The sequence below is a fragment of the Ruegeria sp. BHSA162 genome (genome assembly GCF_059613385.1).
The window spans coordinates 1-24,090 of the sequence record NZ_JBXWSK010000053.1; the positions used below are offsets into that span (position 1 = coordinate 1).

Below are 24,090 nucleotides of genomic sequence, written 5' to 3' on the forward strand. Positions count from 1 at the left end.
CATACATCAAGATCGTCATGACGGGCGCTGCGCCACGGAACTCTGGCCCGAACAGCAGAACGGCCAACTCTGGCATCTTCAGCGCCAACGGAATGGAGACCAGGATCGACACCCCGCAAACCGAGAGCGACACCAGCCGTACAAGACGCCAGAACCGGCCGAAATCGCCGACGGCCCATAGGCGGGTCATCTCGGGGTACAGGACTTGCCTGACGGGGCCGCCAATCCGAACAACATTGGCCATGATGCGCTTGCCCACCTGATAGAAGCCCACCGATGTCACGTCCAGCAGGGCGCCGACGACAAGTATGTCCAGCCGCTGAGTCGATTGTCGCAGGATTACGTTGAAATTCGAATTCCAAAGGAACCGCAGATACCCGGGGTTATGGGCAAAAGCCCGCCGCAGCGGCTGGGACAAAAACCTGTGCAAGTTGCGTTTTTTCAATTCGGCCAGTGCCAGAAAGAACGCAACCAGCCCGGTCAGGATCTGATGCATCAGCAACAGAGCCACAAATGCCCAGATCCCCAAGTCCAGCAGAAAGGCGATGATGACTCCGACAAGCCGAAGGCCGGCGATTACCATGTCCGAGATCGCCAGCACGTCGAACCGGTCGAAAATTCGAAGAACTCCAATGCCGGTTGGTCGGAGCGATAGAAACAACCCAAAGGCAACAAGCGTGATATAGGACGCGCCTTCAGGTTCAGACAGCCCGATGAACGGAGCAAGCTTTGGCGCCAGCATTATCGCCACCGAACCAGCCAGCAGCCCGCCAAGGCAATCGGTCACCACAGACATCTTGATCAATTGTCGGAATCTGTTCGGATCCTCTTCGATCAGAGCCTCGCTGCCGTACTTGATGGTTGCCTGCCATGGCTCGAGCCGGAACAACCTGTCCATCACCTGAATGTACGCGTCCACCAGCGCCAGAATCCCAACCGCAGCCGGCCCGATTGCGCGAGCCGTAAAGATGAGGCTGGCCAAACCGAACAGACCAACCAAGATCTGCGACAAGAACATCCATGACATGTTCTTGGCCAGCCGCTTCAACAGCGGCTTCGAGCTTGGCTCACTCATCGGTTCACGCGAAACCACGCGGCACTATCCACGCGGCGTTCAGGAAGCGGGTCATCAATTCACCCATGCACTCGGTACAATTCAATACGTTTCCAAAATTTGTGGCGGGTTAAGTCATGTTTCCGGTTGTTTCCGTTTCTATCATTTAGTTGTCTTGGATTATATCGTTTTACGAAAGCGCAGTTTGCCGATTGAATCCAGTACTGATTGTTGAAAGGGCTTTTGAAGTTGCGACAGAAACCAATTCTTGTTCGGAGCACCTGTCGGGGTGCCAACCGGTCCGGGTCGGATGCCGACCGCGCCCGGAGCCAGACTGAAAATACCCGGTCCGAAGGTTGAATACCCCGTCATGACCCGTGCACCCGTTCTTGTCCATATCGGCTATCACAAAACCGCTACGTCGTCCCTGCAACAGCAGCTGTTCTCGGCGCCGGACGCACCGTTCGCGACTCCGCATGGCGATCGCAAATACATTCTTTCAAACCGGATCGTACTGCCGCAGCCGATGACCTATGATCCCGCAGAAACTCGCGAGATGTACGAGAGTTTCCTGAAAAAATCGCAGGATAGCGGGCAGGTTCCGGTGTTCTCTCACGAGAGATTCTCTGGTTACCCGGCCAGCGGCGGGTTCGACAGCACCATCATTGCCGACCGTCTGCAACGCACGTTTCCCGACGCCTACATCTTGGTCGTATTCCGCGAGCAGTTGTCGTCGATCCTATCGATGTACAGCCAGTACATCACCGATGGCGGCCACGGATCGCTCAAGACATATCTGTCCGAACCTGAACCGAACCTGCGACGTGCGCCGATGTTCTCGGAGGAGTTCTACCGGTACCACCGCTTGTTCAAGTTCTACCAGGACAAGTTCGGCAAGGATCGTGTGCTTGGATTGGCCTACGAACAGTTCATTTCCGAGCCGGATTCTTTTGTGGAAACCCTGTGCAATTTCGTCGGCGTCGAGCACAAGAAGCGCGAATTTGAAGTCACTAATGAGAAGAGATCGGAGTGTTTTCAGATTCTGCAGCGATTTGTTAATTTCACACTCAGCGACAACCAACTGAGCAAAGGCGCATTGTTGCCATTTCCGAACGCAACGCGCAGATTCGGAAAATTGAACCGACCGATCGGGCGCATCTTTCCCGACAAGCTGGATCAGATGCTCAAAAACCGGCTGATCGGCAGAATTCAGTCCCGATTTGACGGTGCCTTTGCTGAGTCCAACGCTGAACTCCAATCCTTGACTGGCCTCGATTTAGGTCAGTTCGGGTATCAGCTGCCTTCGACCACAACCGCAGTCTGAACTGCGCTTTTCTGCCCCCCCAAAAAACAAAATGACCAGCACCCCATATGCTGGTCATTTGTCGAGTGAGTGGTCGGGCCGACGGCCCCACCGGTCGAATTTCGTTGTTGGTGTAAGGTTAGCCAGTCTCAGGCGGCCTGGGAATTAGGGGTTTCCCGTAGTTTCTGCGAATTCTTCCAAATATTCCCGTTTATCATTAAATAACAAATGCTTGGCAGAGTCACCACCCCTCAATTTGCCTTATCCTCTCGGGTATTGGCCGAAAATCCCATCTTGCCGAGAAGGATCGAATTGATCCGACGCACATCGAACGAATCCTCGGCACGTTTCCGCGATGCCTGACCCATTCGTTCCACCAGATCAGGACTCTCGACAAACGAGGCCATGGCGCGGCTCAGGGCCTCGGGGTTCCGGACCGGCACGACGTAACCAGTCACGCCGCTGATGACCGGATCAGCGCAACCCGGCGCATCCGACGTGATGACAGCCCGCCCCGCGGACATCGCCTCGAGAATCGTGCGCGGTATCCCCTCGCGGTAGGCCGACGGCAGCACGAAGACCGAACACGCTGCCAAATAGGGCCGGACGTCCGAAGTTTCTCCCAAGTATTCGATCACGCCTTCGCGCGTCCATTCGTCGATCTCGCGTTGGCCGATGGAATCCGGGTTGGCGTCCATCGGACCAAGCAATTGGCATCTTGCTTGGGGGTGCGTTTCTTTCAGTAAACGGGCAGCCTGAACGAAATCAAACACGCCCTTCTCGCGCAGCAGGCGCGAGATCATCAGAAATACAGGCGGCCCAGCTGGCGGATCGGTAAATCCGTAGCGATCCAGATTTACACCAGACCCGGGCACGATGCTGAGCTTGGCATCTGGTGCAACAAGGCGCCTTTCTCGGAACTCTTCGGCATCTGCGCGGTTGTAGACCAGCACCTCGTCCACACCTTTCAGCGCAATACGATACAGAACCGATGACACAGCGCGAACCGCACGCCTCCGAAAAGTCAGGCCATGGGTGCTGTAGACATAGCCCAACCCGGTGTTCATGGCATAGATCCGGTCCACTCCCGCCCATTTTGCAGCCAGGCAACCATAGATGATTGGCTTCATGGTGTAGGCAAAGACAATGTCGGGTTTGAATTCCTTGAAAACGCGCACAAGAGCACGCAGCGTGCGCATGTCCTCAACCGGGTTCATCCCGGCACGTGACAGCGGAAACTGCACGAACTCCACACCGATTTCTGCGAGCGCAGTTTCCGTCGCTTCATGGCGCTCGGGACCGCAGGCGACGACCTCAGCCCGCTCCGACAACTCCTTCAGCAGGTCATAGCGAAAATTCAGCAAAGACGCAGTCAGATTGGCGACAACCACGATCCGTGGTCGCGCCCGCGTGGGGAGGGAGACCTGCGGTTTCAACTTTTGCAACAATGCCAACTCCTGATGGCAGAGCAGGCGCTGCGGCCCGCCTGGTTTGGTTCAACTCTCCCGGCGGCAGCTGCTATGGCCATGTTCGACCCCCGCTCCAACCCTGCGATGAGCGGCATCGGCAATGATCCGGTCCCATTTCTCAAGAATACTGCCGGGAGCCAGCCAGTCCCTGTTGTGTTGGTATCCTTGACGCATCTTGTCCAGCAATTCCGGATCGTCGCTCAGCTGCAGCACTGCGCGGGCCAGTTCCTCCGTGTCTTCAGGCGCAACAAGCAATCCATTCTCACCGTGTCGGATCAATTCTCGTGGTCCGTAGGGGCAATCAAAAGACACAACCGGCAAGCCTGCGACGGTCGCCTCTGCCACCACATTGGGAAACCCCTCGAAGCGGGAGGAAAACACCAGTATGTCTGCGCCATCCATCCACGCTCCGGGTGTGTTGCTCGCGCCCGGCAGGGAGATGACGTCCTGCAGACCCAACCGGTCCCTCTGCGCCTCGAGCGCGGCACGTTCCGGGCCTTCCCCGAAAATCGTCAGGCGCGCGTCCGGGTTATTCTGGATGATTTCCGACATTGCGTCGATCAACAGATCGAACCCCTTTTGCGGATCCAACCGCCCCACCGCGACCAGCCGATTGCCACCCGAGCCAAGGAGCGTGGCTGCACCATCGATTGGCGCACAGGGATTTGGAATGACCCGCGCCTTGCTCCGCAATGATGGCGGCAGGTCCTGGCGCACCCGCTCAGTCTGCATGACCACGGTGCTGGCTCGATGTCCAAGGATGTTTTGAGCGTGGCGCCAGACAGGGTTGGCGTTTTGCACGATCGGGTTGTTCCGCTCTGAAACGATCACCGGAACATCCCGCCCCAGGGCTGCAGCGAGCGTCAGGACATTGATTTTAGTCAGAAAGGATACCACCACGTCGGGGTTCTCGTCCCGGATGAAGCGACGAATCCGGCGCAGGCGGGCCAGCTGTTTCAGCCCCCTGAACCCGTCGTTTCCGCCTTCGGCTACCAGCAGGCTGACGCCGTCAGGGAAAGAAAAATACGACCCGTCCTCGGGCATGGTCATGCCCGCAACCGAGACCTGATCGCCAAGGCCGATCCGATGGGCTGCAAGAACCGAGACAATCTTTTCGGCACCGCCAGCTCCGAACCCACCCTGAACGATCAGTATCTTCACTGCGCCCGCTCCACCATTTGCGTGCTGTCGGCACGGTTCTGTTTCCCAGACGTGTTCAATTGTTCCACCGGGCCATTCAACTCGGTTTCGACCACGGGCTGGTTAAGGTTTTTGGCCTGCAGAAAAATCCGGCCGACATATTCCCCAAGGATGCCAAGGAACATCGCATTCAGGGTCATCGACAAGAGCAGCAGGATTGTCGTGGTTGCAAAACCTGCGGGCCAATCCTGGCCAAAGAACAGCTTGCCGACAAGGTAGCCGATCATCAACAGGAACATCGACAGCCCTACTGTAAGGCTGATCAGCGAAGCCAGGCGCAGCGGGAGCAGGGAATGGTTGATCAACCCGTCCACAGCCAGCGCCAACATCGCCCGGACCGGAAACTTGGATTCACCCGCTGTCCGGGCCGCGCGATCATATTCGAATCCGACCTGCGAAAACCCCATGCCGCTGATCAGTCCACGAACATAGGGCGAGCGGTCATCAACCCGGCGCAATTCGTCCAATATCCGCCTGTCAGTCAGACGAAACTCACCCGCGTTTCGCGGCAGATTATCGTTGCTGATCAAGTCGATCAGTGCATAGAACCCCCGCCGTGCAGCGGCAACGACAGGGCCATCGGGCAGGCTGCGGCGAATACCATAGACGACATGATTCCCCTGCCGCCACAGATCCAACATCTGAGGGATCAACTCGGGCGGGTCCTGCATATCGCAATCGAGCTGCACCGCGCAGGCCCCGGTCGCCGACCTGTATGCTGTCAGAACCGAAGCCTGGTACCCCATGTTCCGCGCAAAGCGGATCACACGGACCCGAGGATCCTCCCCCGCGATTTCGGACAGGATTTCAAACGTCCGATCCTCGGAATGGTTGTCGGTGAAGATGATTTCAGGCTCGTACCCATCCAGTTTGTCGAACACCGCCAGCACGCGCTCATAGGCCATACGGACGTTGTCTTCCTCGTTGTAGGCGGGGATCAGAATGGAAATGACCGTCATGCGTTTTGTCCTGCCATGTTCTTCCGCGCATCCAAAGAGATGGCCCAATCGACTGTATCCCGCAGGCCGTCCTCCAACCCGATCCGCGCGGTCCAGGGATAAAGGGAATGGATAAGTCCGGGATCGTTGACCAGGTGCATCGGCTCACTTGGCGGGTCGGCATAGTCGAGCTGACCGGGTCCGGAACCGGTCAGCTCAGCCAGGATCGCGGCCGCGTCACGGACTCGAGTAGCCACTCCGGTACTGACATTCACCAGCGGAACGTCAACCCGCGGTGCATCGGCCAACATCAGAAGGGCACGCACGGCATCGCCGACATGCAGAAAATCCCGGATATCATCGGGGCGTCCGATGCGCGCGGCATCCCCGTTCAGCAACGTGCGGATCAGATACGGGACCAACTGGGGCCCGGTCTGACCCGGACCATAAGTCAGCGAAAGCCGTGCCGTCATAGCCGTGAATGGCAGGCGCGGCCGAAGCATGGTCAAGTACTTGGTCCCTGCCAGCATAGATGCCCCATAGCTGTCGCGCGGCATTTCGCATTGAGTTTCAGTGTAGGGAGAAGGAACCTCACCGTATTCGGCAATGGTTCCAAGACGGATGAATACATCCGGCGGTGCGTCGCAGGTCGCAGCGGCGCCCAACACAGCCATCAATGGCACAAGATTGTCGCTCACGCTGGCTTCGGCATCTTTGAGGCCGGGCCGCGCTACAGCCCGGGTGTTTGCCGCCGCATGAAACACAACCTCTGGCCGGGACGTGTCAAACACGCGGCGCAAAGCATCCCTGTCGCTCAGGTCGACACGCTGCAATTCCACATCGGGCATTCCATCAGAGAGGAATCCGGGTCGGACCACGGCCACGACCTGATCCCCTCTGTCCATACAGGCTCGGAGCAGATGCTGTCCGATGAACCCTCCGGCCCCGGTGATCAGAACGCGCCTCGTCATGACAAACCGCCGCCGGCCATGTTCTGGGCCGGATTGGTGAAAACCGCGCTTTGCGGGTCACCCGTATCATGATCAGTTGTCATCAGTTTCATTCCTGCGCCCTAGCCGGTCCCTTCGATACTATGGAATTTGGGCCCATTGGGATAGTTGCGCCAACACCGATCATTCCGCACCCACCAACCGCAGACGGAAAGCGGCCACTGGAAGACCTCGGATCAAGACGCCTTGCGCGGCATCCCGGTCATATACGGCTTGAGGAATTCCTGCGTCTTTTCATGCATATAGTCGATATGAGCCTGAGTCAGCCCGTGATGGCATGCCAACAGAATGCCGCCGCGCATTACGGCATCGGACACGGGATAACCTGCGGTATCCGCACGATACTCAACATCTTTCATGGCCGGCTGGCGCAAAATGTTGCCGGTAAAGACCGGCCGGGTCTGGATGTCCGCCGTCTCCAGGAAAATCTGCATCTCGCGACGGGTAAACGGAGCGCCCTCTCGCAGAGTCAGCGGAAACGCCAGCCAACCGGTGCGTGCGCCCGGCAGCTGTTCAGGCAGAATGAACCATTCCTCATATTGCGCAAAGAACGCGCGATGCGCAGCAAAGGCTTCCTCGCGGACCCGAATATTGTTCTCAAGCTTGCCCAGTTGCACCAGGCCGAAAGCAGCGCTGATCTCGGACGGTTCAAGATTGTAGCCGAGCGCCTCAAACAGGAACTTGGCATCATATTCGATCCCATCCAGCTGAACGTTGAAGCGGTTCTCGATGGCCTCGGATTCGACGAACAGCGACGAGCTGCGGCCCCACGACCGCATCAGCAATGCCTTGCGTGCCAACTCGTCATCATTGACGCACAGCATTCCGCCATTTCCTGCGCCGTTGATGACATGGCTGCCGTAGAAGCTGGTGGTCGAAACATCCGACCAGACGCCCGTGCTGGTACCCTCGATCGTGGCACCCAATGTGTCAGCGCTGTCTTCGATGACCTTCAGGCCATGTGCATCGGCCAGTTCCCGGATCCGACGCCAGTCCGGGAGGTTGCCAATCAACGAGGGGATCATCATCGCCGAGGTCTTGGGCGAAATCATCCGCTCGATCTGTCCGACATCTATGTTGTAGGTTCCCTCGGCCGCATCAACGAATGCGGGCACAAGCCCTTGCCGCACCAGCGGAGCGACCGTGGTGGCAAACGTCAGAGCCGGGGTGATCACCTCGGATCCTTTGGGAAGATCCAGGATTTCGACGGCCAGATAGTTCGCCGAGGACCCGGAATTGACCATGATCCCATGTGCCTTCGAAAACAGTGCAGCGACTTTCTGCTGCATCTCCCGGACTTTGGGTCCCATTTGGGTGGATGTTTTCAGAACCTCGACGACGGCGTCGATCTCTTCCTGGCCGTGGACTGTCTGTCCGTAATTCACTCTCATCAAATAATCTCCTGAAAATCTACTGTGCGGCCAGCCCGGTTTGGTCGCAACCCGTACCGGACATGAGGTCTTGGTATGCGGCGATCTGCGATTGGGTGACCTTACCCATGTCGTCGCCCGCTGCGTGGGCCTTGTACCAGTCGGTTGTCAGTTCAACGGCTTGAGACAGTTCAAGCCGAGGCCGCCAGCCCAAACGGGTCTGCGCCTTGGTGCTGTCCAACCGAAGTATTCCAGCTTCGTGGGGCGCCGTTGCGGACCCATCCGGGAACCGGAACCCGGGCGCGCCTGCCCCCCAGGCGCGCCACATCATATCCGCCATATCCCGGACGTTGACGGTGCCCGAAACGTTTGGCCCGAAATTCCATGCCTCTGCAAAACGCTGTCCGTCGCTCAGAATCTTCTGGGCCAGCAGCAAATACCCTGCGACCGGCTCCAGCACATGCTGCCATGGCCGAACGCTATCCGGGTTTCTGATGGTCACCGGCTGGCCATCATGCCAGGCTCGAATGATGTCCGGTATCAACCGGTCTTCGCCCCAGTCTCCTCCGCCAAAGACATTGCCCGCCCGAACCGTCGAAAGCTGAGGGCCATTCGCGTCAGAAAAGAAAGAATGCGCATAGGACTGGGCCACAAGCTCGGTTGCCGCCTTGGAGGCACTGTACGGATCCTTGCCGCCCAAAGGGTCGTTTTCGCGATAACCCCACAGCCATTCCCGATTGTCATAACACTTGTCGCTGGTGATCACGACAACGGCCTTCAGCGATGGCATTCGACGCACGGCCTCCAGAACGTTGACCGTACCTTGGACATTGGTCGCAAATGTCTCGGCCGGTTCGCGGTAGGATTTGCGCACCAAAGGTTGCGCAGCCATGTGAAACACCACTTCGGCATCCAGACCCTCGGTCGCCCGTGCCAAGGCCGCCGGATCGCGGATATCGGCAAAGCGGCTGTCCATGGTCCGATCAAGTCCGCACGCCTGATAGAAGGAAGGCCCGGGCTCAGGCGGCAAGGCAATGCCTGTGACCTGCGCACCCAGCCGGTTCAGCCAGGTCGAAATCCACCCGCCCTTGAACCCGCTATGCCCTGTCACAAGCACCCGGCGGCCGGTGAATTGACCGCCGAAGATCTGATCGGACTGACCAGTCATTGGTTCCTCAGATCGCTATGGCGGGGTAATCAGAGGAGGGCTTGGCATCAAATTGCAGCCAAGGCGGCGTATCATCCTCGCAGAGGGCCTCCAACGCGTTGCGGTCACGGATCGTATCCATCGGATGCCAGAAACCCTCGTGGCGATAGGCCATCAGTTCACCGTCGCGGGCCATCTGAGACAGCGGTGACTGTTCCAGCGGCTCCATATCGTCGACCATGTAATCCATGACCCCCGGCTCGAATACGAAATACCCACCGTTGATCCAGGTTTCGCGGCGGCGCACCTTTTCGGTGAACGCATCCACGCGGTCGCCCTTTAACTCGATGTTGCCGAAACGTGCTGGCGGCTGAACCGCCGTGACAGTCGCCAGCTTGCCGTGCGACTTGTGAAAATCGATCAGCGCGTTGATGTCGATGTTCCCCAGGCCATCAGAATAAGTGCACATGAAGGTCTCGCCCGGATCCAGCCATTCCTTCAGACGCCGGATGCGCCCGCTTGTCATGGTATGAGCCCCGGTATCGACCACCGATACGTTCCAACCGCCGGGCGCCGAAGGCACCAGCTTGAGCTCGCCCGTATCCAGAGCGACCGAGATATTGTTGGCGATGAGGTGGTAATTCGCGAAGAACTGCTTGAGCAAAAGCGCCTTGTATCCGGCGGCTACGACGAAATCGCGGTGCCCGAAATGGCTGTAGATATCCATGACGCGCGCGATGATCGGCCGGCCGCCGATTTCGACCATCGGCTTGGGGATCGAGACTGTTTCCTCGGCCAGCCGAGACCCCAGACCGCCAGCAAGCAGTATCGTTTTCATTCGTGCCACTCCCTCAAAATACTTGTTACTAAAATCTGCATGTCTGCGTGGGCCTCACACCGGCCGCTTGACGAACCGACCACCAGAGACCGCGGATCGAATTGGGCTCATTCCGTTGCTCCCGATGGCTTCAAGTATACCACACCTTGCCCGTAGCGGTTGCCCAATCCCGAAATTTCCACGGGCTGGTAGCCGTTTGTTTCCGCATAGCGCAACAATGGCTGCTCAAGAGCCGGATCATATCCCAGCAGGAAAGCGGAGGGAGGATTGGAATCAAACACTGCCTGCAACCCGGCCGCATCTGCCATCACGTATTTCGCGGCCAAGTCAGGTTCCGTGTAAGGCGCGATCCGATAGGCAAAGGGGCCAGTAGACAGTTCGGGATAGACCGGCAGTTGCGCTTCAAGCGGATAGATCGGCATGATCGTCGCTACGGGTCCGTCCGGATGGGCACTCTCGGCAAGTGCGGTCTTCAAAGCCTCGGCACCCTGCGCCACTCGGGTGGTCGTGAAGCCGCTGGGATCGCTCACTGCTGCCAGACCAGGAACGAGGCGCGGCGCGCCAAGCACTGCCAGCAGAACGAAACCGGCCGCAAGGACCGGGGTGACCTGCGAGCGCTGCTCTGACCCGACCTTTCGGAAGACCAATGCGCCCAGCAGAGGGATCATGACCAAGGGCTGAATGTAGTACTGCGGAAACCCGGGCGAAGGTACAAAGCTGAACGCGGCTGTCACGGCGATCAGAACCAAAACCAACAGAACCGCGCCGAGCTCGGAGAGCAGCATGCCGCCCGATCTGGCCAAAACTGTCAGATAGGCAACAACGAACAGGCAAACCAGTGCCGCTCCACCCAACCAGACCGAATAGGCCAACTGAACTTTGCCCCCAAGGCCCAGAGCCAGATCGGGTTCAGAGGCGGCGTTGGCCTGCCAGTAGGCCACGTGCGGACCCGTATGGAACTTGAGGACATGCGCGATGAAAACCGCGGGATCAACGGCCATGTACCAGAACAGCGGCAAGGCCCCCAGCAGCCCACCCGCCAGCATCGGCAGGGTCACCCGTCGAACACGTTCTGCAAACGCCATATGCCCCGGCATCAGAAAAGTGGCAATCGCGACGGGCGGAATGAAAACCACCGCGCTGACTTTCATCCCCGCGGCGATCGACAGGCAGACTCCAATCAGTACAAAAACAACTGGCCGCGGATGGTCGCGCTGGGTTTCCAGCAGAAAACCCCCGACACCCCATACGACGAAGGGCAATGGTAGCAGGTTGTTGCTGGCGGCCATTCCGGCCTGGGCCAGAAGTGTTCCGTCAACCATCAAGACCATGATGAAGAATGCCGCAAGCAGAGCCGATCCGGAAAGGCGCCAGGTCACCCAACCGGTACCGCCGATCAACGCAATCCAGCCAAGAAACACACCAAGGCGCGCTGAGCCCAGCAGACCCTCCTGACCCGTGATCAAATAGAGACCGCGGAAATACCACGCCGAATCCGGAACGTGATTGTAGAAGAAGCCCTGGTACAGGCGCCATTGGCCCAACAATTCTGCCGGTGCCACGAACATCAATTCGTCCCGACGCAAACCAAACGACATGATCCGGCCGAACAGAGCCGCCAACATCACGGCCAGCAGCCCCCCAAACAAGAGCCACAGCGCCGCGCGACGACGACCAGACCCGGCCTGAGAAACGGCCCCGTCACGCATATGTTCGGCCTCAGCCGTCATATCCCTCTCGCTTTGCCCGTTCGGACGGGCCCGCCAAAATCTGCAGGTTGCCGTAAACCGCCAAGGTCGCAAATAAACATCAACGATATGCTCCGAAGAGCCCTTCTGAAATCGTAACCCGCGGCTGAAAATGCCGCTCACTTAAATGTACTTTTGACAAATTTTAGCGACCGGCGTTGATCGTCTCCAGATTTTTCTGCGGTACGAAGTTTGCAATCCGCTTGGGCGTCGGCACAGGTTTGATCTGCGGCTTGCCGGTGCGCGCGGCCAGCTCTTTGCCATCGATCGGGCGCAGACCGTTTGCACCGTAACCCGGCACCAGATCCTTGAGCAGCTTTTTGACCCCAAGATCATTGCCGTCCTGAGCAGCCTGTTCCAGCTTGAGGATCAGCGCCCGCAAACGCGCGGCAGAGACGCCTTCGGGAATTGCCGAGGAAACGCCAGGAATACCGCTTTCGCGACGCTCTTCGGTCACGTCGAACAGCTCTTCGTACAGCTTTTCACCCTGACGGATACCGATGAATTTGATGTCGATGTCCTGATAGGGCTCGAGGCCGGCCAGACGGATCATACGCTCGGCCAGGTCCACGATCTTGACCGGCCGACCCATATCCAGAACGAAAATCTCGCCGTGGCTGTCTTCAAGGTTCAGACCCCGCGCGGCGGCAACCAGCGTCAGCTGCACGGCTTCACGGATGGTCATGAAGTACCGCTCCATTTTCGGATCAGTCACCGTCAGCGGGCCACCTTCCGAGATCTGGCGCTGGAACAGCGGGATCAGCGAACCGGACGACCCCAGCACGTTACCGAACCGAACCGAAAAGAACCGGGTTTTCTCGTCGGTCTCGTTGGTCACGCGGTCCTGCGCCTGAACGTAGAACTCGGCCACGCGCTTGGTGGCGCCCATGACGCTGGTGCTGTTCACGGCCTTGTCCGTCGAGACCTGCACCATGGCGATTGCACCCACATTGCGGGCCGCGTCCGCAACATTCCGGGTTCCGATCACGTTGGTCAGAACGCCTTCGCAAGGGTTCAGCTCAACCATCGGCACATGCTTCAGCGCAGCAGCATTGAAGACCAACTCGGGGCGGTGACGTTCAAAGATCGCGTTCACGCGGGACGCATTGCGAATGTCGGCCACGTAGATCCGGCGTGCGACATCCGGGAAGTTTTGACCCAGATCCATGTCGATGGAATAGGCGTTGTATTCCGTGTTCTCGATCATCACCAGCTCGGCCGGCTCGAACGAGGCGATCTGGCGTGTCAGCTCGCTACCGATCGACCCTCCGGCGCCGGTGATCAGGACGCGGCGGCCCTTGAACATCTCGCGCAGCATCGACCGTTCGACCGCTTTCTGCGGACGGTCCAGGATGTCTTCGGGATTTACGGTCCGGATGCCGTTGCTCTCGGTGCCAAGTTCTTCAAGTCCCGCCAGACGCGACACCGGAATGCTGTTGGCTTCAGCCCAACGGGTCAGCTTGCGAATGCCATCACTTTCAAAATGGGTAACAGGCTCGGTCAACAGAACGCGCTGCGGCAGTTGGTCGTAATACTTCAGACGTTCGATAACGGCGTCTGCATCCAACAGCGACCCGATGATCTTCACATCGTGGAAATACAGGCCTTGCGTGTTCCGCGCATCATCGATGATGCCGACGGGTTCATACTTGGACTCCTGATTGCGCAGAGACCGCACGAACAGGTCGCAGCTGGCGCCGGTACCGACCAGAATAACCGGGATTTTCCCGTTGGACGCATCCGGGCAACGGCGCGCCGGATCGCTCGTCAACTCAGTGCTGCGCGCCAGAACGCGTAGGGTACCAAAGGCGGGCACCAGCAGCAGGAACTGAATGACATAGACCGCCAGCGGCACTTGCGCGGTAACCGGCAGGGCAGCGCCCAGCAATGCCAGCAATACAACAGACAGACCCGCAGCCCGGACGATCAACGTGACATCGCGCAGCGAAGTCGACCGCGTGTGGCGTTTGTAGATGCCGGAAAGCGGTAAAACCGCCAGTGCAACCAGGCAAGTCATCACCACCAACGGCAACAGAAAGGACCCGAACTGTTCAGGAACAATGCCACCATTGGCCAGAACGACGGCCACGGCCACGGCTCCGGCGGATGCGAATACATCTCCGATCAGCAGGCGCCGGTTGGCGCTCATTTCGGTCAGCTTCTGTCGCAGCTTCGACTGGATGTCTCCAAACGCGCGATCTTGTTCGATCGTGCTGTCTGCATCCGGTCCACTTTTGAGCTTAACCAACTCTTGCTCGTACATACTCATAAGAACCCCCGGCAAAAATTGCCACTTACCACTCGACTGAAATGAGACGGGCCAAACACACCCGCTCCACCACTAAAAAGCCTCAATTCCCGATCGACACCACATGGTGCCGGCCGGCAAACACATTGCTTCGCTAAAAGTCCCCCACGTAATTCCGGGCGCCTATAAACCTCCGCCCTGAACCAAACCCCCTTTTAACTCGTCAACTCGTTACACTACGCGTGGTCTGGCCCATCACACGGTCCCGACCACGAACCCACATCTTCAAGGCTACCACACCAACATGGGTATCAAAATCCCCTTTCCACCACTTGGACACCATAATATCACAGAAATGCCACTTTTTGCAGCAGGTGACCGCCGTCGCAGTTTCATTTGTTGTATCCTCACGGCCCGATATTCCCGGTTCATCGTGCACGCACAAAGCCCTAAGGCGCTTTTGTTTCCTGAATGGAAACCAAATTCTGGCTTCGATCATGACATGGCCTGCGATTCGCTTCTGTGAATTGCATCCGAAACCGTCCAATTCAGGCAGAGTCCCGGATTGCGGCGGGCAAGCCATTCCACGTCGGTCGCATAGAACTCGGTCATCTTCGCCTCCAGCTCGGGCGACAGGGCCGGGTAGGTCACCTTTCGAGCGACAGCGTTTCGGATGGACCGCACCGGCCAGGTGTGACGTACAGGGTCCAGAACAGCTCGAACCGGCTTTAGCACACGACGCAGCGACAGTGGCACCATGGGTGTATTCTTATCTTTGACTTTCTGCTGCACAGGCGGCTCCAGCTGTCCGTCATATCCAATATGGCCGGCCACCTTCTTCAGGTTCCCATGAGGGTTCACGCGGACATCCTCATAGGCCAACAGCAGGATCTGGTCCTCTGGGAACAAGTCGTAGAACCGCTTCAGATGGTGGCCATATCGCCCATCGGACAGAAAACGCTGGTCGGCCGCGACCGCCGGATCCAGATAATCTTCGATCCTTCCCGAGACCTCGCCGCGGCGGAACAACATGCAATAGTCGGAATAGGCGCGCTGAACCGGGTCCCGCATCTGCAGGATCAATCGAGTTTCAGGGAAATGCTCCCGAATGCGTTGCGCAGCCGGGGGTTCAGTCAGGTACGAATTCGATTTTTCACCAATCAGATCTGCGCCATCGCAGTCTCCGAACTGGTCACGATACCAGTCCAGTCCGTTTGCATAATACCGAGAAAAGAAATGCAACTCGGGACCCGGCATATGGATGGCCGGCGTCTGCATCAGCGACTTTTGCAACCAGGTGGTTGCACATTTCGCGGCACCGAAAATCAGAAAGTCGACCGGACGACCGTCAGGGAGAGACATAGGAATACTCGTGACCTTGCGAACAGACTAAAAAAACAAACCCGGCAAACCCCGCGCCGGAACACTCAATTCGACGTGACAATGGTTCTTCGTACGACTTCTATGGTATCCCCGGGCTGAACCGCCTCGGTCCCGTCCATCTTGCGTGGCGCCGTGCCACCCGCCCGTGTGACGATGTAGTCAATTACAACTTCACTGGCGATATCATCGTCGCTGAGCAAACCAGCGGCAGCCAGTTCTCCATGCAGGCTTGCCGCGGTATCAAGACGCGTCCGAAGCGAGGCCAACTCGCGTTCGACCGCGTTCAACTGGACCAGAGCATCCGAGCGCGCCTTGTCATCCAGTTCCAACTCGTCGCGCTCGGCGCGGTTCAGCTCCTGACGAGCCAGCATCAGCGCAACCTCCTGATCCAGACGCTTGGATTCCAGATCGTTCAGAAGATTGGTCATGGTCGTCACCCGGTTCGATACGGTCAGACCCTTTTCCTTGAGCTGGTTCAGGTTTTCCAACTCCCGGCTGACATTCTCGATCTGGGTTTTGCGAAGCTCCAACTGGATGGTCAGGCTCGAGATCTGCTCTTTGAGCATCTCCTGCAGATCCCGAATTCGTTCACCCAAACCCTCGCGGGCGTTCATCGTCGCCTCGAGGATTTCACCCTCGAGCCCTCCTGGAGCGTCAGGCGCCGCGTCGGTGCCGGTCTCAATCCCTTCTTCCTGCAGGCTCGCAAGGTCAGCTTTCAGCCTCTGCCTCTCGTCTTCCAACTCATCGATCTGAGTGGATAGCAGCCGCATTTCGCCGCCCATCCGCATGATCTGAAAATCATTGTTTGCACCAAACTGGATCGGAGGACGGATCGGACCACCTGCAAGGGCCAGAACCTGCTGGGCGGTCATCCCGGGATGGTAGGCATAAGCGCCCGGCGAATTGACGTCTCCAAGAACAAAGACCGGAAGGTGGCTGATCACTTCAAGCGCGACCTTGGGCGGCTCGGCCATGCCGGTCTGGCTGCTGAGCTCAAGCTCCAACATCTGCGACAGTTCCAGCGTGGTTAGCCCGGCCGCCTCAACCTGTCCTACCAGCGGAAACATCAGCGTTCCGTCACCGGCCAGAGCGAACTCGCCGGACACGCCATCCCAAATCATGTAACTTGCGGACAATGGGTCCCAACGCATGGCACGAACCGACAGGCGATCCTGCGGCAGCAGGCGATAGCTTTCGGCCAGGGCCGGCAGAGCGGCCAGCGCAAACAACAGCGTCGCCAGAATTACTCGAAAGAAGCTGCGCAAAACCTTGCCTCCCAACTCTTAAACACCAACAAGCCGGGCGTGGGTGCCGGGCACGATACTCAAATCTCGAAAACACAAACCGCACCCACAGCGCAAGTCGGTCGTCAAAAGCAATTTCGGTCATCGGCGGGACAGAAACGATCCCGCTCGGCAAATCATAGGCGCTTGGCCTCAGGCTGACAAGCAAAGCCAATGGCGCGTCGCCTTTGGCGCTGGCTTTCCTGTCGACACTGACCTGTCAGCGCCTTGGCCACCGCGTCGGCCGCGTTCGCAACCCCCTGTGAATGCAGCCCGAAGGCTGGGTGTTTTGCGCGAAACACCCGATCAGAACACCCCGCCTAGTTTCGCGGCAATCACACCGCGGCTCTGGCTCCTGCTTTTCCTGACTGGCAACAGTTCAAGGCATTGGCTCGAATCGTTGACGCAACACGGAGGGCAAATCAGCGTCTTCTTCTGGTCAACCCTGCATTCTCAGCCCCTGCATCCCGCGGCGGCATCGACGGCTTGCAAACAGAATCCGTTTCGACCAATCTTGCTGCATCGCCGCTTGTCGACCCGGGTTGTCGGTATTTCAGTCGCGGTTGCTCGGGTGGCGTGTCGCGTCCCTTTGTATTGGTTGATTTTTTGTGTGTCGCGGGACCCCGCGTGTTGCGAGTTGGATTTGATTTGTGAACCGGTTGCTTGAAATCCTGATCTGCCTGCTGCTGGGCCTGCTCGCGCTTCCCTTCTTTGTCATTGCGTGTGTCGTGGTGCTTTTGTCCATCGGCCGTCCATTGATGTTTTCGCAGATCCGAGCCGGACGACAGGGTCGCAATTTCCGACTCTACAAACTGCGCAGCATGAAAGAGACGCGCGCGGTGGATGGATCTTTGCACCCCGATGCGGATCGCCAGACGCGCGCCACGGCAATGATCCGACGCCTGCGCCTCGACGAGATCCCGCAACTCCTTCTGATCCTGCAAAACAAAATGGCCCTGGTTGGGCCTCGCCCCTTGCTGCCTGAAACGATCGAAGACTTCGGACCCGCCGGACAATACCGATGTTCCGTTCGGCCGGGGTTGACCGGGTGGGCGCAGGTCAGCGGCAACACCAACCTCAGCAACAGTGAAAAACTGAGCCTTGATCTATGGTATGTGGCGCATCGGTCACTGGCGCTGGACCTGCAGATTCTGGGCGAAACAGTCGGTGCGGCCCTGCACAACGAACCCCGCCGCGACGACCGGATCGAGGCGGCCCGGAAATGGATGGACTCGAATGGCCCGCTGGCCCAGGACATGCAGGAGATGAACGCGTGAATATCGTACTTGTCGGCGCCGTCGAGACTACGCTTGCAGCCCTGATGTCGATGTGCGGTGCCGGGCATGTGCCGGCCCTTCTGGTAACCTTGTCGCCGCGCCTGTCTGCACGGCATTCGGATTTCGTCGACCTGTCACCGGCGGCCGAAAAGTATGGTGTCCCGGTTCTGCATATCGAGAAAACCAACGACCCCGCGACTCTCGAACAGATTGCCAAGGTCAAACCCGACCTGATCCTTGTGCTCGGTTGGTCACAGATCTGCGGCCCCGAGTTCCGGGCGTTGGCGCGGATTGGCTGCATCGGATTTCACCCATCGGCCCTGCCCCGCTTGCGGGGGCGCGGTGTCATCCCCTGGACGATCCTGTTGCAGGAACGAAACGTCGGGTCCTCGCTTTTCTGGTTGGGCGAAGGTGCCGATGACGGCCCTATTGCCGCTCAGGCCATCTATGCGGTCGATCCCGAAACCGTCACTGCACGCGAGTTGTACAATCGGGCTTTGCGTGCCGTCTCAGGACTGCTGCCGCCTCTGTTGAACCAGATCTCCAATGGCGACATCCCGGCCGAACCACAACGCACCGACGGAATCAGCCTGTGCGCCCGCCGCCGCCCCGAGGACGGCCTGATTGACTGGACCAATCCTGCTGCGGACATCCACCGCCTGATCCGTGCCTCGGGTCCGCCCTACCCCGGCGCCTACACCTATAGCCCCGATGGCGTGAAACTGGTTCTGACGGGGGTCAGATATACCGAGCCGGAGGGCTACTTCATCGGCCTGCCCGGCCAGATCCAGGCCATCGGCAACGGCGGCTTTACGGTGGCCTGCGGCGACGGGCGCTGTTTGGACATAACTGAATGGTCAGGGGCCGATACCCCCCCTGCCCTTCACGCGAAACTGAGGACACATCCATGATCGCTTCCGACCTGACCACTGGCCACGCCGGCCCCGCGCTGATCGTCGCTCCGCATCCCGATGATGAGGTTCTGGGCGCCGGCGGCACGATGGCCCGCATGGCCGATGCTGGGCGCGAAGTGCATGTGGTTGTCGTCACTCGTGGCAAACCCCCGAAGTTTACCGATGAACAGGTCGCAACCACACGGCGCGAGGCACTCAATGCGCATCATCTGCTGGGCGTCACCGAAACACATTGGATGGACTTCAATGCGGCGGAGTTGTCAGAACATGCCCATTCGGACCTGAACGGCGCGCTGGGAAAGCTGGTCCGCGACATCGCCCCCAGCCTGATCCTGGCTCCGCATCCAGGCGACATCCATATGGATCACCAGCTGAGTTTTCTGTCCACGCTGGTGGCAAGCCGCCCGCATCAACATGACTATCCGGCCAATATTCTGGCCTACGAAACCCTTTCCGAAACAAATTGGAACGCCCCCTATCTGACCCCGGCCTTCGTGCCAAACGTGTTTGTCGACATCTCGGACACGATCGAGCGGAAGCTGGAGGCGTTCGGCAAGTTCGAAAGCCAGGTCAAACAGGCGCCGCACGAACGATCGGTCGACAGCCTGCGCGCACTGGCCACCCTGCGCGGCGCGACGGTGCACCGGTCGGCGGCTGAAGGCTTTGTTCTGGTCCGATCGGTGATTTGACAGGAGGTGCGAAATGCAGATGTGGCCCATCTATGATCAGGAACAGATCGACGCCGTAGCGCAAGTTCTGGCCTCTGGCAAAGTCAACGCCTGGACCGGCCCAGATGTTCGCGCATTCGAGGCCGAATACTGCGCATATACCGGAGCCAAACACGCGATCGCCATGGCCAACGGGACAGTAACGCTGGACGCCGCGATGCTCGGGCTAGGCCTGCAACCAGGTGATGAGGTCATTGTAACGCCGCGCAGCTTCATCGCCTCGGCCAGCTCGGTGATGCTGGCGGGCGGAGTTCCGGTCTTTGTCGATGTCGATCCCGACACCCAGAATATCACGCCCGAAACCATCGCCCCGGCGATCACGCCGCGCACCCGGGGGATCATACCCGTGCATCTGGGTGGTTGGCCCTGTGACATGGACGGCATCATGGATCTGGCCCGCGCCCACGACCTTTGGGTCATCGAAGACTGCGCCCAGGCCCACGGTGCGATGATTGGCGACCGCCATGTCGGAACCATCGGGACCTTGGGCTCGTTTTCCTTCTGCCAGGACAAGATCATGACCACAGGCGGCGAAGGCGGACTGCTGCTGACCGACGACTCTGATCTCTGGAGCCGCATCTGGAGCTACAAGGATCACGGCAAAGGTTATAACACCGTGTTCAACACCGAACACCCGCCCGGCTTTCGCTGGCTGCACGACTCGGGACCCGGCACCAATCTGCGGATGAACGGCCCTTCGGCGGCACTTGGTCGAATACAGCTGAAACGCCTGGACGCATGGCGCGCGCACCGGACGGCAAATGCGGATATCCTGCACAAGGCCCTTGCGGCCTGCCCGGCCTTTCGCGTGCCAATGCCACCTGACGGCGTTACCCACGCATTTTACCGCTTCTACGCATTTGTGCGGCCGGAAACACTTGCGCCCGGCTGGAGCCGGGACCGCATCATCGCCGAGATCGCCGAGGCCGGCTTTCCCGCCTTTTCCGGCAGCTGCTCTGAGATTTATCTCGAGAAAACCTTCACCAGCCGAGGCCTGGGACCCAAGGAACCGTTGCCCGTGGCGCGCGAGCTGGGCGAAACCAGCCTTGCCTTCCTGGTCGACCCAGCCTGGTCCACCGAGAACGTCGCTCGTCTGGCAAAGGCCATTGTTGATGTGGGCCAAAAGGCGACGGCCCGCCACATGGCGCAGGGCTGAGCGCGAACTGGTGATGTGTGGCCGATCAATATACAGCTTGAGTCGAACACCCACCGGTGAGCTGCGGAGGGTGACCCGATGATCTTGCATGTCACCACTGATTTCTCAGGCCAAGGTGGCGCACAAGCCATGTTGGCCCGACTTTTGGCCCATTCCGGCGAACGGGCCTGCGTCGTCGCCCTGACCGAGGTTTCGGACCGCTGCCGCGCAATGGCGGCGAATGACAAGGTCGAATACGTTTCGCTGCGTGCCAGATCGCCGTTGGCCCTGTTTCGCGCGGTTTGGCAGATCCGACGTTTGATCCGGACCCATCAGCCGGATGTGGTTCTGTGCTGGATGTACCATGCGATGGTCCTGGGCCTGATTGCCGGCAAACTTGCCGGGCGGCGCGTTCCCGTCGTTTGGACCGTGCGGCAAGCGCTGGACGACCCGGCTGCCTTCACCCGCAGCACCCGCGCTGCGGTGGCTCTGTCGAAGGTGCTTTCCCGGTTCTGTCAGGGGATCCTCTACAACTCGACCCGCGCTCAAACTCAGCACGAGAAATACGGCTTTGCCGGGGACCATTCCACGGTGATTCCAAACGGGTTTATCCTTCCGCCCGATCCAACGGCGCGGCCGGGACCTGCCCGCGTGCTTGGAGTGGCGGCAAGGTTTCACCCGCAGAAAGACTTCGAAACTTTCTTCCGCGCCTTCTCGATTGCGCGCCAGTCCGTCCCGGACCTGCATGCCCGTCTGGCCGGAGACGGCGTAACGCTGGAGAACCCTGAGATCCTCGCGATGCTGGCCGACAACGATCTGCCCGAAGACAGCGTGACATTGTGCGGCGACCTGCACGATATGTCCGAGTTCTACTCGAGCATTGACCTGCTGGTTTTGGCCTCGCGCACCGAAGGCTTTCCGAATGTGATCGCCGAAGCCATGAGCCACGGCCGCCCGGTCGTGACGACTCATGTCGGCGACAGCGCCAGAGTGGTGGACTCGTGCGGCTATGTCGTGCCGCCACGTGATCCGCAGGCATTGGCAGAGGCACTGGTCCAAGCTGCCAACTGGCCGCCCGAAACCTACAAGGCCCATAGCAATGCTGCCCGCGACCGCATCGCCACACACTACTCCCTCGACGCGATTGCCCGCGCCTATGATCAGGCCCTGAACCAAGCTGCCAACCCGGCGCCACCCACAGCGCCTCAAGTCGAATAAAGGACCTGACCCATGTGCGGTATCGCCGGATTTCTGACTTTTCAGCCCATGGGCGCCGACTCGGGCCGCACCACGCTGCAGGCCATGTGCGACGCTATTCAGCACCGGGGTCCCGATGCCGACGGATTGTTTGTCGATCCAGACGCCGGTGTAGCTCTGGGCCATCGCCGCCTTTCGATCGTCGACCTGTCGGAGACCGGGGCGCAGCCAATGACCTCGCCCAGCGGCCGGTTCACCATCGTCTACAATGGGGAAATCTACGGCTTTCTGGCCCTGCGGCAAACGTTGCTGGACAAGGGCGTCACGTTTCGCGGCACATCAGATACCGAGGTGCTATTGGCGGCTATGGACCTCTGGGGCATCCGCAAGACATTGGAACAGGCGCACGGCATGTTCGCCTTCGCGGTCTTGGATCGCAAGCTGAACCGGGTGGTTTTTGCACGCGATCGGTTGGGCAAGAAACCCCTGTATCTAGGCCTCAAATCCGGCCAGCTTTTGTTTGGTTCCGAACTCAAGGCGCTGCGCGCGAACCCCGCATTTGGCTCACCGGAAGCCGACCGGCGTGCTCAGGCGCAGTACGCCCGCTATGGATATGTGCCGGCACCACTCTCGATCTATCGCGAAGTTATGAAGTTGCCCGCCGGATCAATGGTCGAAGTCCGCTTGGACCAACCGCCCGGGACGGCTCAGGACCTGGTAGATGCCATCCGGACGTTCTGGGACCTTCGCGACTGCGCGAAACAGGGACTTGCCGCACCAATCCAAGACGAAGACCGGGCGCTGGCTCGTATTGAAGAGGAATTGCAACGCGCCGTGCAGGAGCGCATGGTCGCGGACGTCTCGGTGGGGTCCTTCCTGTCCGGGGGGATAGACTCGACCCTGATCACTGCCATGATGCAGGAACAAACCAACGGCAAGGTCACCAGCTTTACAGTCCGTTTCCAGGAAGAAGGGCTGAACGAAGCAGACCATGCCGCCGCAATCGCTGCACATCTGGGCACGGACCATCACGAGGTCACTGCGACACCCTCCATGGCGTTCGAATTGCTCGATGACCTACCACACGTCTATGACGAACCTTTTGCCGACCCGTCCGGTGTTCCAACCCTGCTGGTGTCCAAACTGGCCCGCGATCAGCTGACCGTCGTCCTGTCGGGTGATGGCGGCGACGAATCCTTTGGCGGGTACGAACGCTACGCCCGAATGATGGCGATGGAACGCCTGGGCCGAAAACTTCCAAGGCCGGCTGCGTCAGTCTTGGCAGCATCCCCTGATGCCCTGCGTGCAGCCGTTGCGCCGATCCTGCGTAAATTCGTTTCAGACACCATGCGCGACCAGATCACAGCCGACAGGATCTCCAAAGTCGCCTCGGTCATCGCGCAGCCTGATTTCAGAAGCCGATACAATACCCTGTTCAGTCTTTGGGACCCGTCCGCAGCGCTGAAGGACGTGAATGACGGCGGGGTTTATCAAACACTCGGATTGCCCAACGGCCTTGATGAAATCGACACGATGCTGCTGCTGGATTCCTGCCTGTATTTGCCCGAAGGCATTCTTGTGAAAGTCGACCGAGCATCGATGGCCGTCGGTCTTGAGGCGCGTGCGCCCTTGTTGGATGACCGCGTCGTCGCCGCCGCTTGGCAGGCGCCCCGATCCCTGCGTTTCGACGGCAAACAGGGCAAGGTGGCCCTAAGGCGCCTCGTGGACAAGCGCGTACCAAAGGCCTTGTATGATCGCCCAAAACAAGGGTTCGGAATTCCCGTCAACGACTGGCTGCGTGGCCCGCTGAAGCCTGTGGCAAACGAGGTTTTTTCAACAGGACAAGGG

General features: G+C 59.2%; 21 protein-coding genes. 8 read left to right on the plus strand and 13 right to left on the minus strand.

Annotated features, from left to right (window positions below):
* Positions 1-1,018: lipopolysaccharide biosynthesis protein (locus AC2FM5_RS13960; protein WP_496736278.1), on the minus strand; the 1,018-nt coding region annotated here is incomplete at its 3' end.
* A 7-nt stretch (positions 1,019-1,025) separates the two neighbouring features.
* Between AC2FM5_RS13960 and AC2FM5_RS13965 the strand changes: the two genes are divergently transcribed.
* Positions 1,026-1,289, plus strand: coding sequence for a hypothetical protein (locus tag AC2FM5_RS13965; protein ID WP_496736280.1), 264 nt, complete (start codon positions 1,026-1,028; stop codon positions 1,287-1,289).
* A 75-nt stretch (positions 1,290-1,364) separates the two neighbouring features.
* Positions 1,365-2,378: a sulfotransferase gene (locus AC2FM5_RS13970; RefSeq protein WP_496736282.1), complete on the plus strand. Its 1,014-nt coding sequence runs from the start codon at positions 1,365-1,367 to the stop codon at positions 2,376-2,378.
* A gap of 230 nt (positions 2,379-2,608) precedes the next feature.
* On the opposite strand, the gene AC2FM5_RS13975 is transcribed toward AC2FM5_RS13970, so the two are convergent.
* The 12 genes from AC2FM5_RS13975 to AC2FM5_RS14030 all read right to left on the minus strand — a co-directional run bounded on the left by AC2FM5_RS13975 (position 2,609) and on the right by AC2FM5_RS14030 (position 16,973).
* Positions 2,609-3,802 (minus strand): glycosyltransferase family 4 protein, encoded by a 1,194-nt coding sequence (locus AC2FM5_RS13975; protein WP_496736284.1) that lies wholly within the window; start codon positions 3,800-3,802, stop codon positions 2,609-2,611.
* Between the two features lie 51 nt (positions 3,803-3,853).
* The gene (locus AC2FM5_RS13980; RefSeq protein ID WP_170447971.1) at positions 3,854-4,987 is read right to left on the minus strand and encodes a glycosyltransferase family 4 protein; all 1,134 of its coding nucleotides are present in this window, start codon (positions 4,985-4,987) and stop codon (positions 3,854-3,856) included.
* Positions 4,984-5,985, minus strand: a complete 1,002-nt coding sequence (locus AC2FM5_RS13985; RefSeq protein WP_170341704.1) for a glycosyltransferase family 2 protein — start codon at positions 5,983-5,985, stop codon at positions 4,984-4,986. The genes AC2FM5_RS13980 and AC2FM5_RS13985 overlap by 4 nt, the downstream gene beginning before the upstream one ends.
* Positions 5,982-6,935, minus strand: a complete 954-nt coding sequence (locus AC2FM5_RS13990) for an NAD-dependent epimerase/dehydratase family protein (RefSeq protein WP_480727723.1) — start codon at positions 6,933-6,935, stop codon at positions 5,982-5,984. The genes AC2FM5_RS13985 and AC2FM5_RS13990 overlap by 4 nt, the downstream gene beginning before the upstream one ends.
* Before the next feature lie 215 nt (positions 6,936-7,150).
* Positions 7,151-8,365 (minus strand): DegT/DnrJ/EryC1/StrS family aminotransferase, encoded by a 1,215-nt coding sequence (locus AC2FM5_RS13995; RefSeq protein WP_496736288.1) that lies wholly within the window; start codon positions 8,363-8,365, stop codon positions 7,151-7,153.
* Positions 8,366-8,384: 19 nt separating this feature from the next.
* Positions 8,385-9,512, minus strand: a complete 1,128-nt coding sequence (gene rfbG, locus AC2FM5_RS14000; RefSeq protein ID WP_496736291.1) for a CDP-glucose 4,6-dehydratase — start codon at positions 9,510-9,512, stop codon at positions 8,385-8,387.
* A 7-nt stretch (positions 9,513-9,519) separates the two neighbouring features.
* Positions 9,520-10,329, minus strand: coding sequence for a glucose-1-phosphate cytidylyltransferase (gene rfbF / locus AC2FM5_RS14005; protein WP_093963249.1), 810 nt, complete (start codon positions 10,327-10,329; stop codon positions 9,520-9,522).
* Between the two features lie 107 nt (positions 10,330-10,436).
* Positions 10,437-12,059 (minus strand): hypothetical protein, encoded by a 1,623-nt coding sequence (locus tag AC2FM5_RS14010; protein ID WP_170359603.1) that lies wholly within the window; start codon positions 12,057-12,059, stop codon positions 10,437-10,439.
* Positions 12,060-12,222: 163 nt separating this feature from the next.
* The gene (locus AC2FM5_RS14015; protein WP_496736296.1) at positions 12,223-14,346 is read right to left on the minus strand and encodes a polysaccharide biosynthesis protein; all 2,124 of its coding nucleotides are present in this window, start codon (positions 14,344-14,346) and stop codon (positions 12,223-12,225) included.
* Between the two features lie 202 nt (positions 14,347-14,548).
* The gene (locus AC2FM5_RS14020) at positions 14,549-14,824 is read right to left on the minus strand and encodes a hypothetical protein (RefSeq protein ID WP_170599854.1); all 276 of its coding nucleotides are present in this window, start codon (positions 14,822-14,824) and stop codon (positions 14,549-14,551) included.
* Positions 14,821-15,687, minus strand: coding sequence for a sulfotransferase family protein (locus tag AC2FM5_RS14025; protein ID WP_170359606.1), 867 nt, complete (start codon positions 15,685-15,687; stop codon positions 14,821-14,823). The genes AC2FM5_RS14020 and AC2FM5_RS14025 overlap by 4 nt, the downstream gene beginning before the upstream one ends.
* Positions 15,688-15,752: 65 nt before the next feature.
* Complete coding sequence (locus AC2FM5_RS14030; RefSeq protein ID WP_170371851.1) at positions 15,753-16,973, minus strand: polysaccharide biosynthesis/export family protein; 1,221 nt, start codon at positions 16,971-16,973, stop codon at positions 15,753-15,755.
* Between the two features lie 668 nt (positions 16,974-17,641).
* Here AC2FM5_RS14030 and AC2FM5_RS14035 point away from each other — a divergent pair.
* The 6 genes from AC2FM5_RS14035 to asnB form a co-directional block, all read left to right on the plus strand.
* A complete protein-coding gene (locus AC2FM5_RS14035) occupies positions 17,642-18,268 on the plus strand; it encodes a sugar transferase (RefSeq protein WP_217353610.1) in 627 nt (208 codons plus the stop codon).
* Positions 18,265-19,179: a methionyl-tRNA formyltransferase gene (locus AC2FM5_RS14040; protein ID WP_170371853.1), complete on the plus strand. Its 915-nt coding sequence runs from the start codon at positions 18,265-18,267 to the stop codon at positions 19,177-19,179. Before AC2FM5_RS14035 ends, AC2FM5_RS14040 begins: the two co-directional genes overlap by 4 nt.
* Positions 19,176-19,871 (plus strand): PIG-L deacetylase family protein, encoded by a 696-nt coding sequence (locus tag AC2FM5_RS14045; RefSeq protein WP_170391568.1) that lies wholly within the window; start codon positions 19,176-19,178, stop codon positions 19,869-19,871. The genes AC2FM5_RS14040 and AC2FM5_RS14045 overlap by 4 nt, the downstream gene beginning before the upstream one ends.
* Positions 19,872-19,884: 13 nt before the next feature.
* Positions 19,885-21,066: a DegT/DnrJ/EryC1/StrS family aminotransferase gene (locus tag AC2FM5_RS14050; RefSeq protein WP_170391569.1), complete on the plus strand. Its 1,182-nt coding sequence runs from the start codon at positions 19,885-19,887 to the stop codon at positions 21,064-21,066.
* 78 nt (positions 21,067-21,144) lie between these two features.
* On the plus strand, positions 21,145-22,263 hold the full coding sequence (locus AC2FM5_RS14055) for a glycosyltransferase (RefSeq protein WP_496736307.1): 1,119 nt from the start codon (positions 21,145-21,147) through the stop codon (positions 22,261-22,263).
* 12 nt (positions 22,264-22,275) lie between these two features.
* Positions 22,276-24,090: asparagine synthase (glutamine-hydrolyzing) (asnB, locus tag AC2FM5_RS14060; RefSeq protein ID WP_496736309.1), on the plus strand; the 1,815-nt coding region annotated here is incomplete at its 3' end.

What these genes read in the sequence shown, in the direction of transcription:
- AC2FM5_RS13965 (WP_496736280.1), top strand. Translation starts at nt 1,026, where the DNA reads ATGTTCTTGGCCAGCCGCTTCAACAGCGGCTTCGAGCTTGGCTCACTC.
- AC2FM5_RS13970 (WP_496736282.1), top strand. Translation starts at nt 1,365, where the DNA reads ATGCCGACCGCGCCCGGAGCCAGACTGAAAATACCCGGTCCGAAGGTT.
- AC2FM5_RS13985 (WP_170341704.1), bottom strand. Translation starts at nt 5,985, where the DNA reads ATGACGGTCATTTCCATTCTGATCCCCGCCTACAACGAGGAAGACAAC.
- AC2FM5_RS13990 (WP_480727723.1), bottom strand. Translation starts at nt 6,935, where the DNA reads ATGACGAGGCGCGTTCTGATCACCGGGGCCGGAGGGTTCATCGGACAG.
- AC2FM5_RS13995 (WP_496736288.1), bottom strand. Translation starts at nt 8,365, where the DNA reads ATGAGAGTGAATTACGGACAGACAGTCCACGGCCAGGAAGAGATCGAC.
- rfbG (WP_496736291.1), bottom strand. Translation starts at nt 9,512, where the DNA reads ATGACTGGTCAGTCCGATCAGATCTTCGGCGGTCAATTCACCGGCCGC.
- rfbF (WP_093963249.1), bottom strand. Translation starts at nt 10,329, where the DNA reads ATGAAAACGATACTGCTTGCTGGCGGTCTGGGGTCTCGGCTGGCCGAG.
- AC2FM5_RS14010 (WP_170359603.1), bottom strand. Translation starts at nt 12,059, where the DNA reads ATGACGGCTGAGGCCGAACATATGCGTGACGGGGCCGTTTCTCAGGCC.
- AC2FM5_RS14015 (WP_496736296.1), bottom strand. Translation starts at nt 14,346, where the DNA reads ATGAGTATGTACGAGCAAGAGTTGGTTAAGCTCAAAAGTGGACCGGAT.
- AC2FM5_RS14020 (WP_170599854.1), bottom strand. Translation starts at nt 14,824, where the DNA reads ATGATCGAAGCCAGAATTTGGTTTCCATTCAGGAAACAAAAGCGCCTT.
- AC2FM5_RS14025 (WP_170359606.1), bottom strand. Translation starts at nt 15,687, where the DNA reads ATGTCTCTCCCTGACGGTCGTCCGGTCGACTTTCTGATTTTCGGTGCC.
- AC2FM5_RS14045 (WP_170391568.1), top strand. Translation starts at nt 19,176, where the DNA reads ATGATCGCTTCCGACCTGACCACTGGCCACGCCGGCCCCGCGCTGATC.
- AC2FM5_RS14050 (WP_170391569.1), top strand. Translation starts at nt 19,885, where the DNA reads ATGCAGATGTGGCCCATCTATGATCAGGAACAGATCGACGCCGTAGCG.
- AC2FM5_RS14055 (WP_496736307.1), top strand. Translation starts at nt 21,145, where the DNA reads ATGATCTTGCATGTCACCACTGATTTCTCAGGCCAAGGTGGCGCACAA.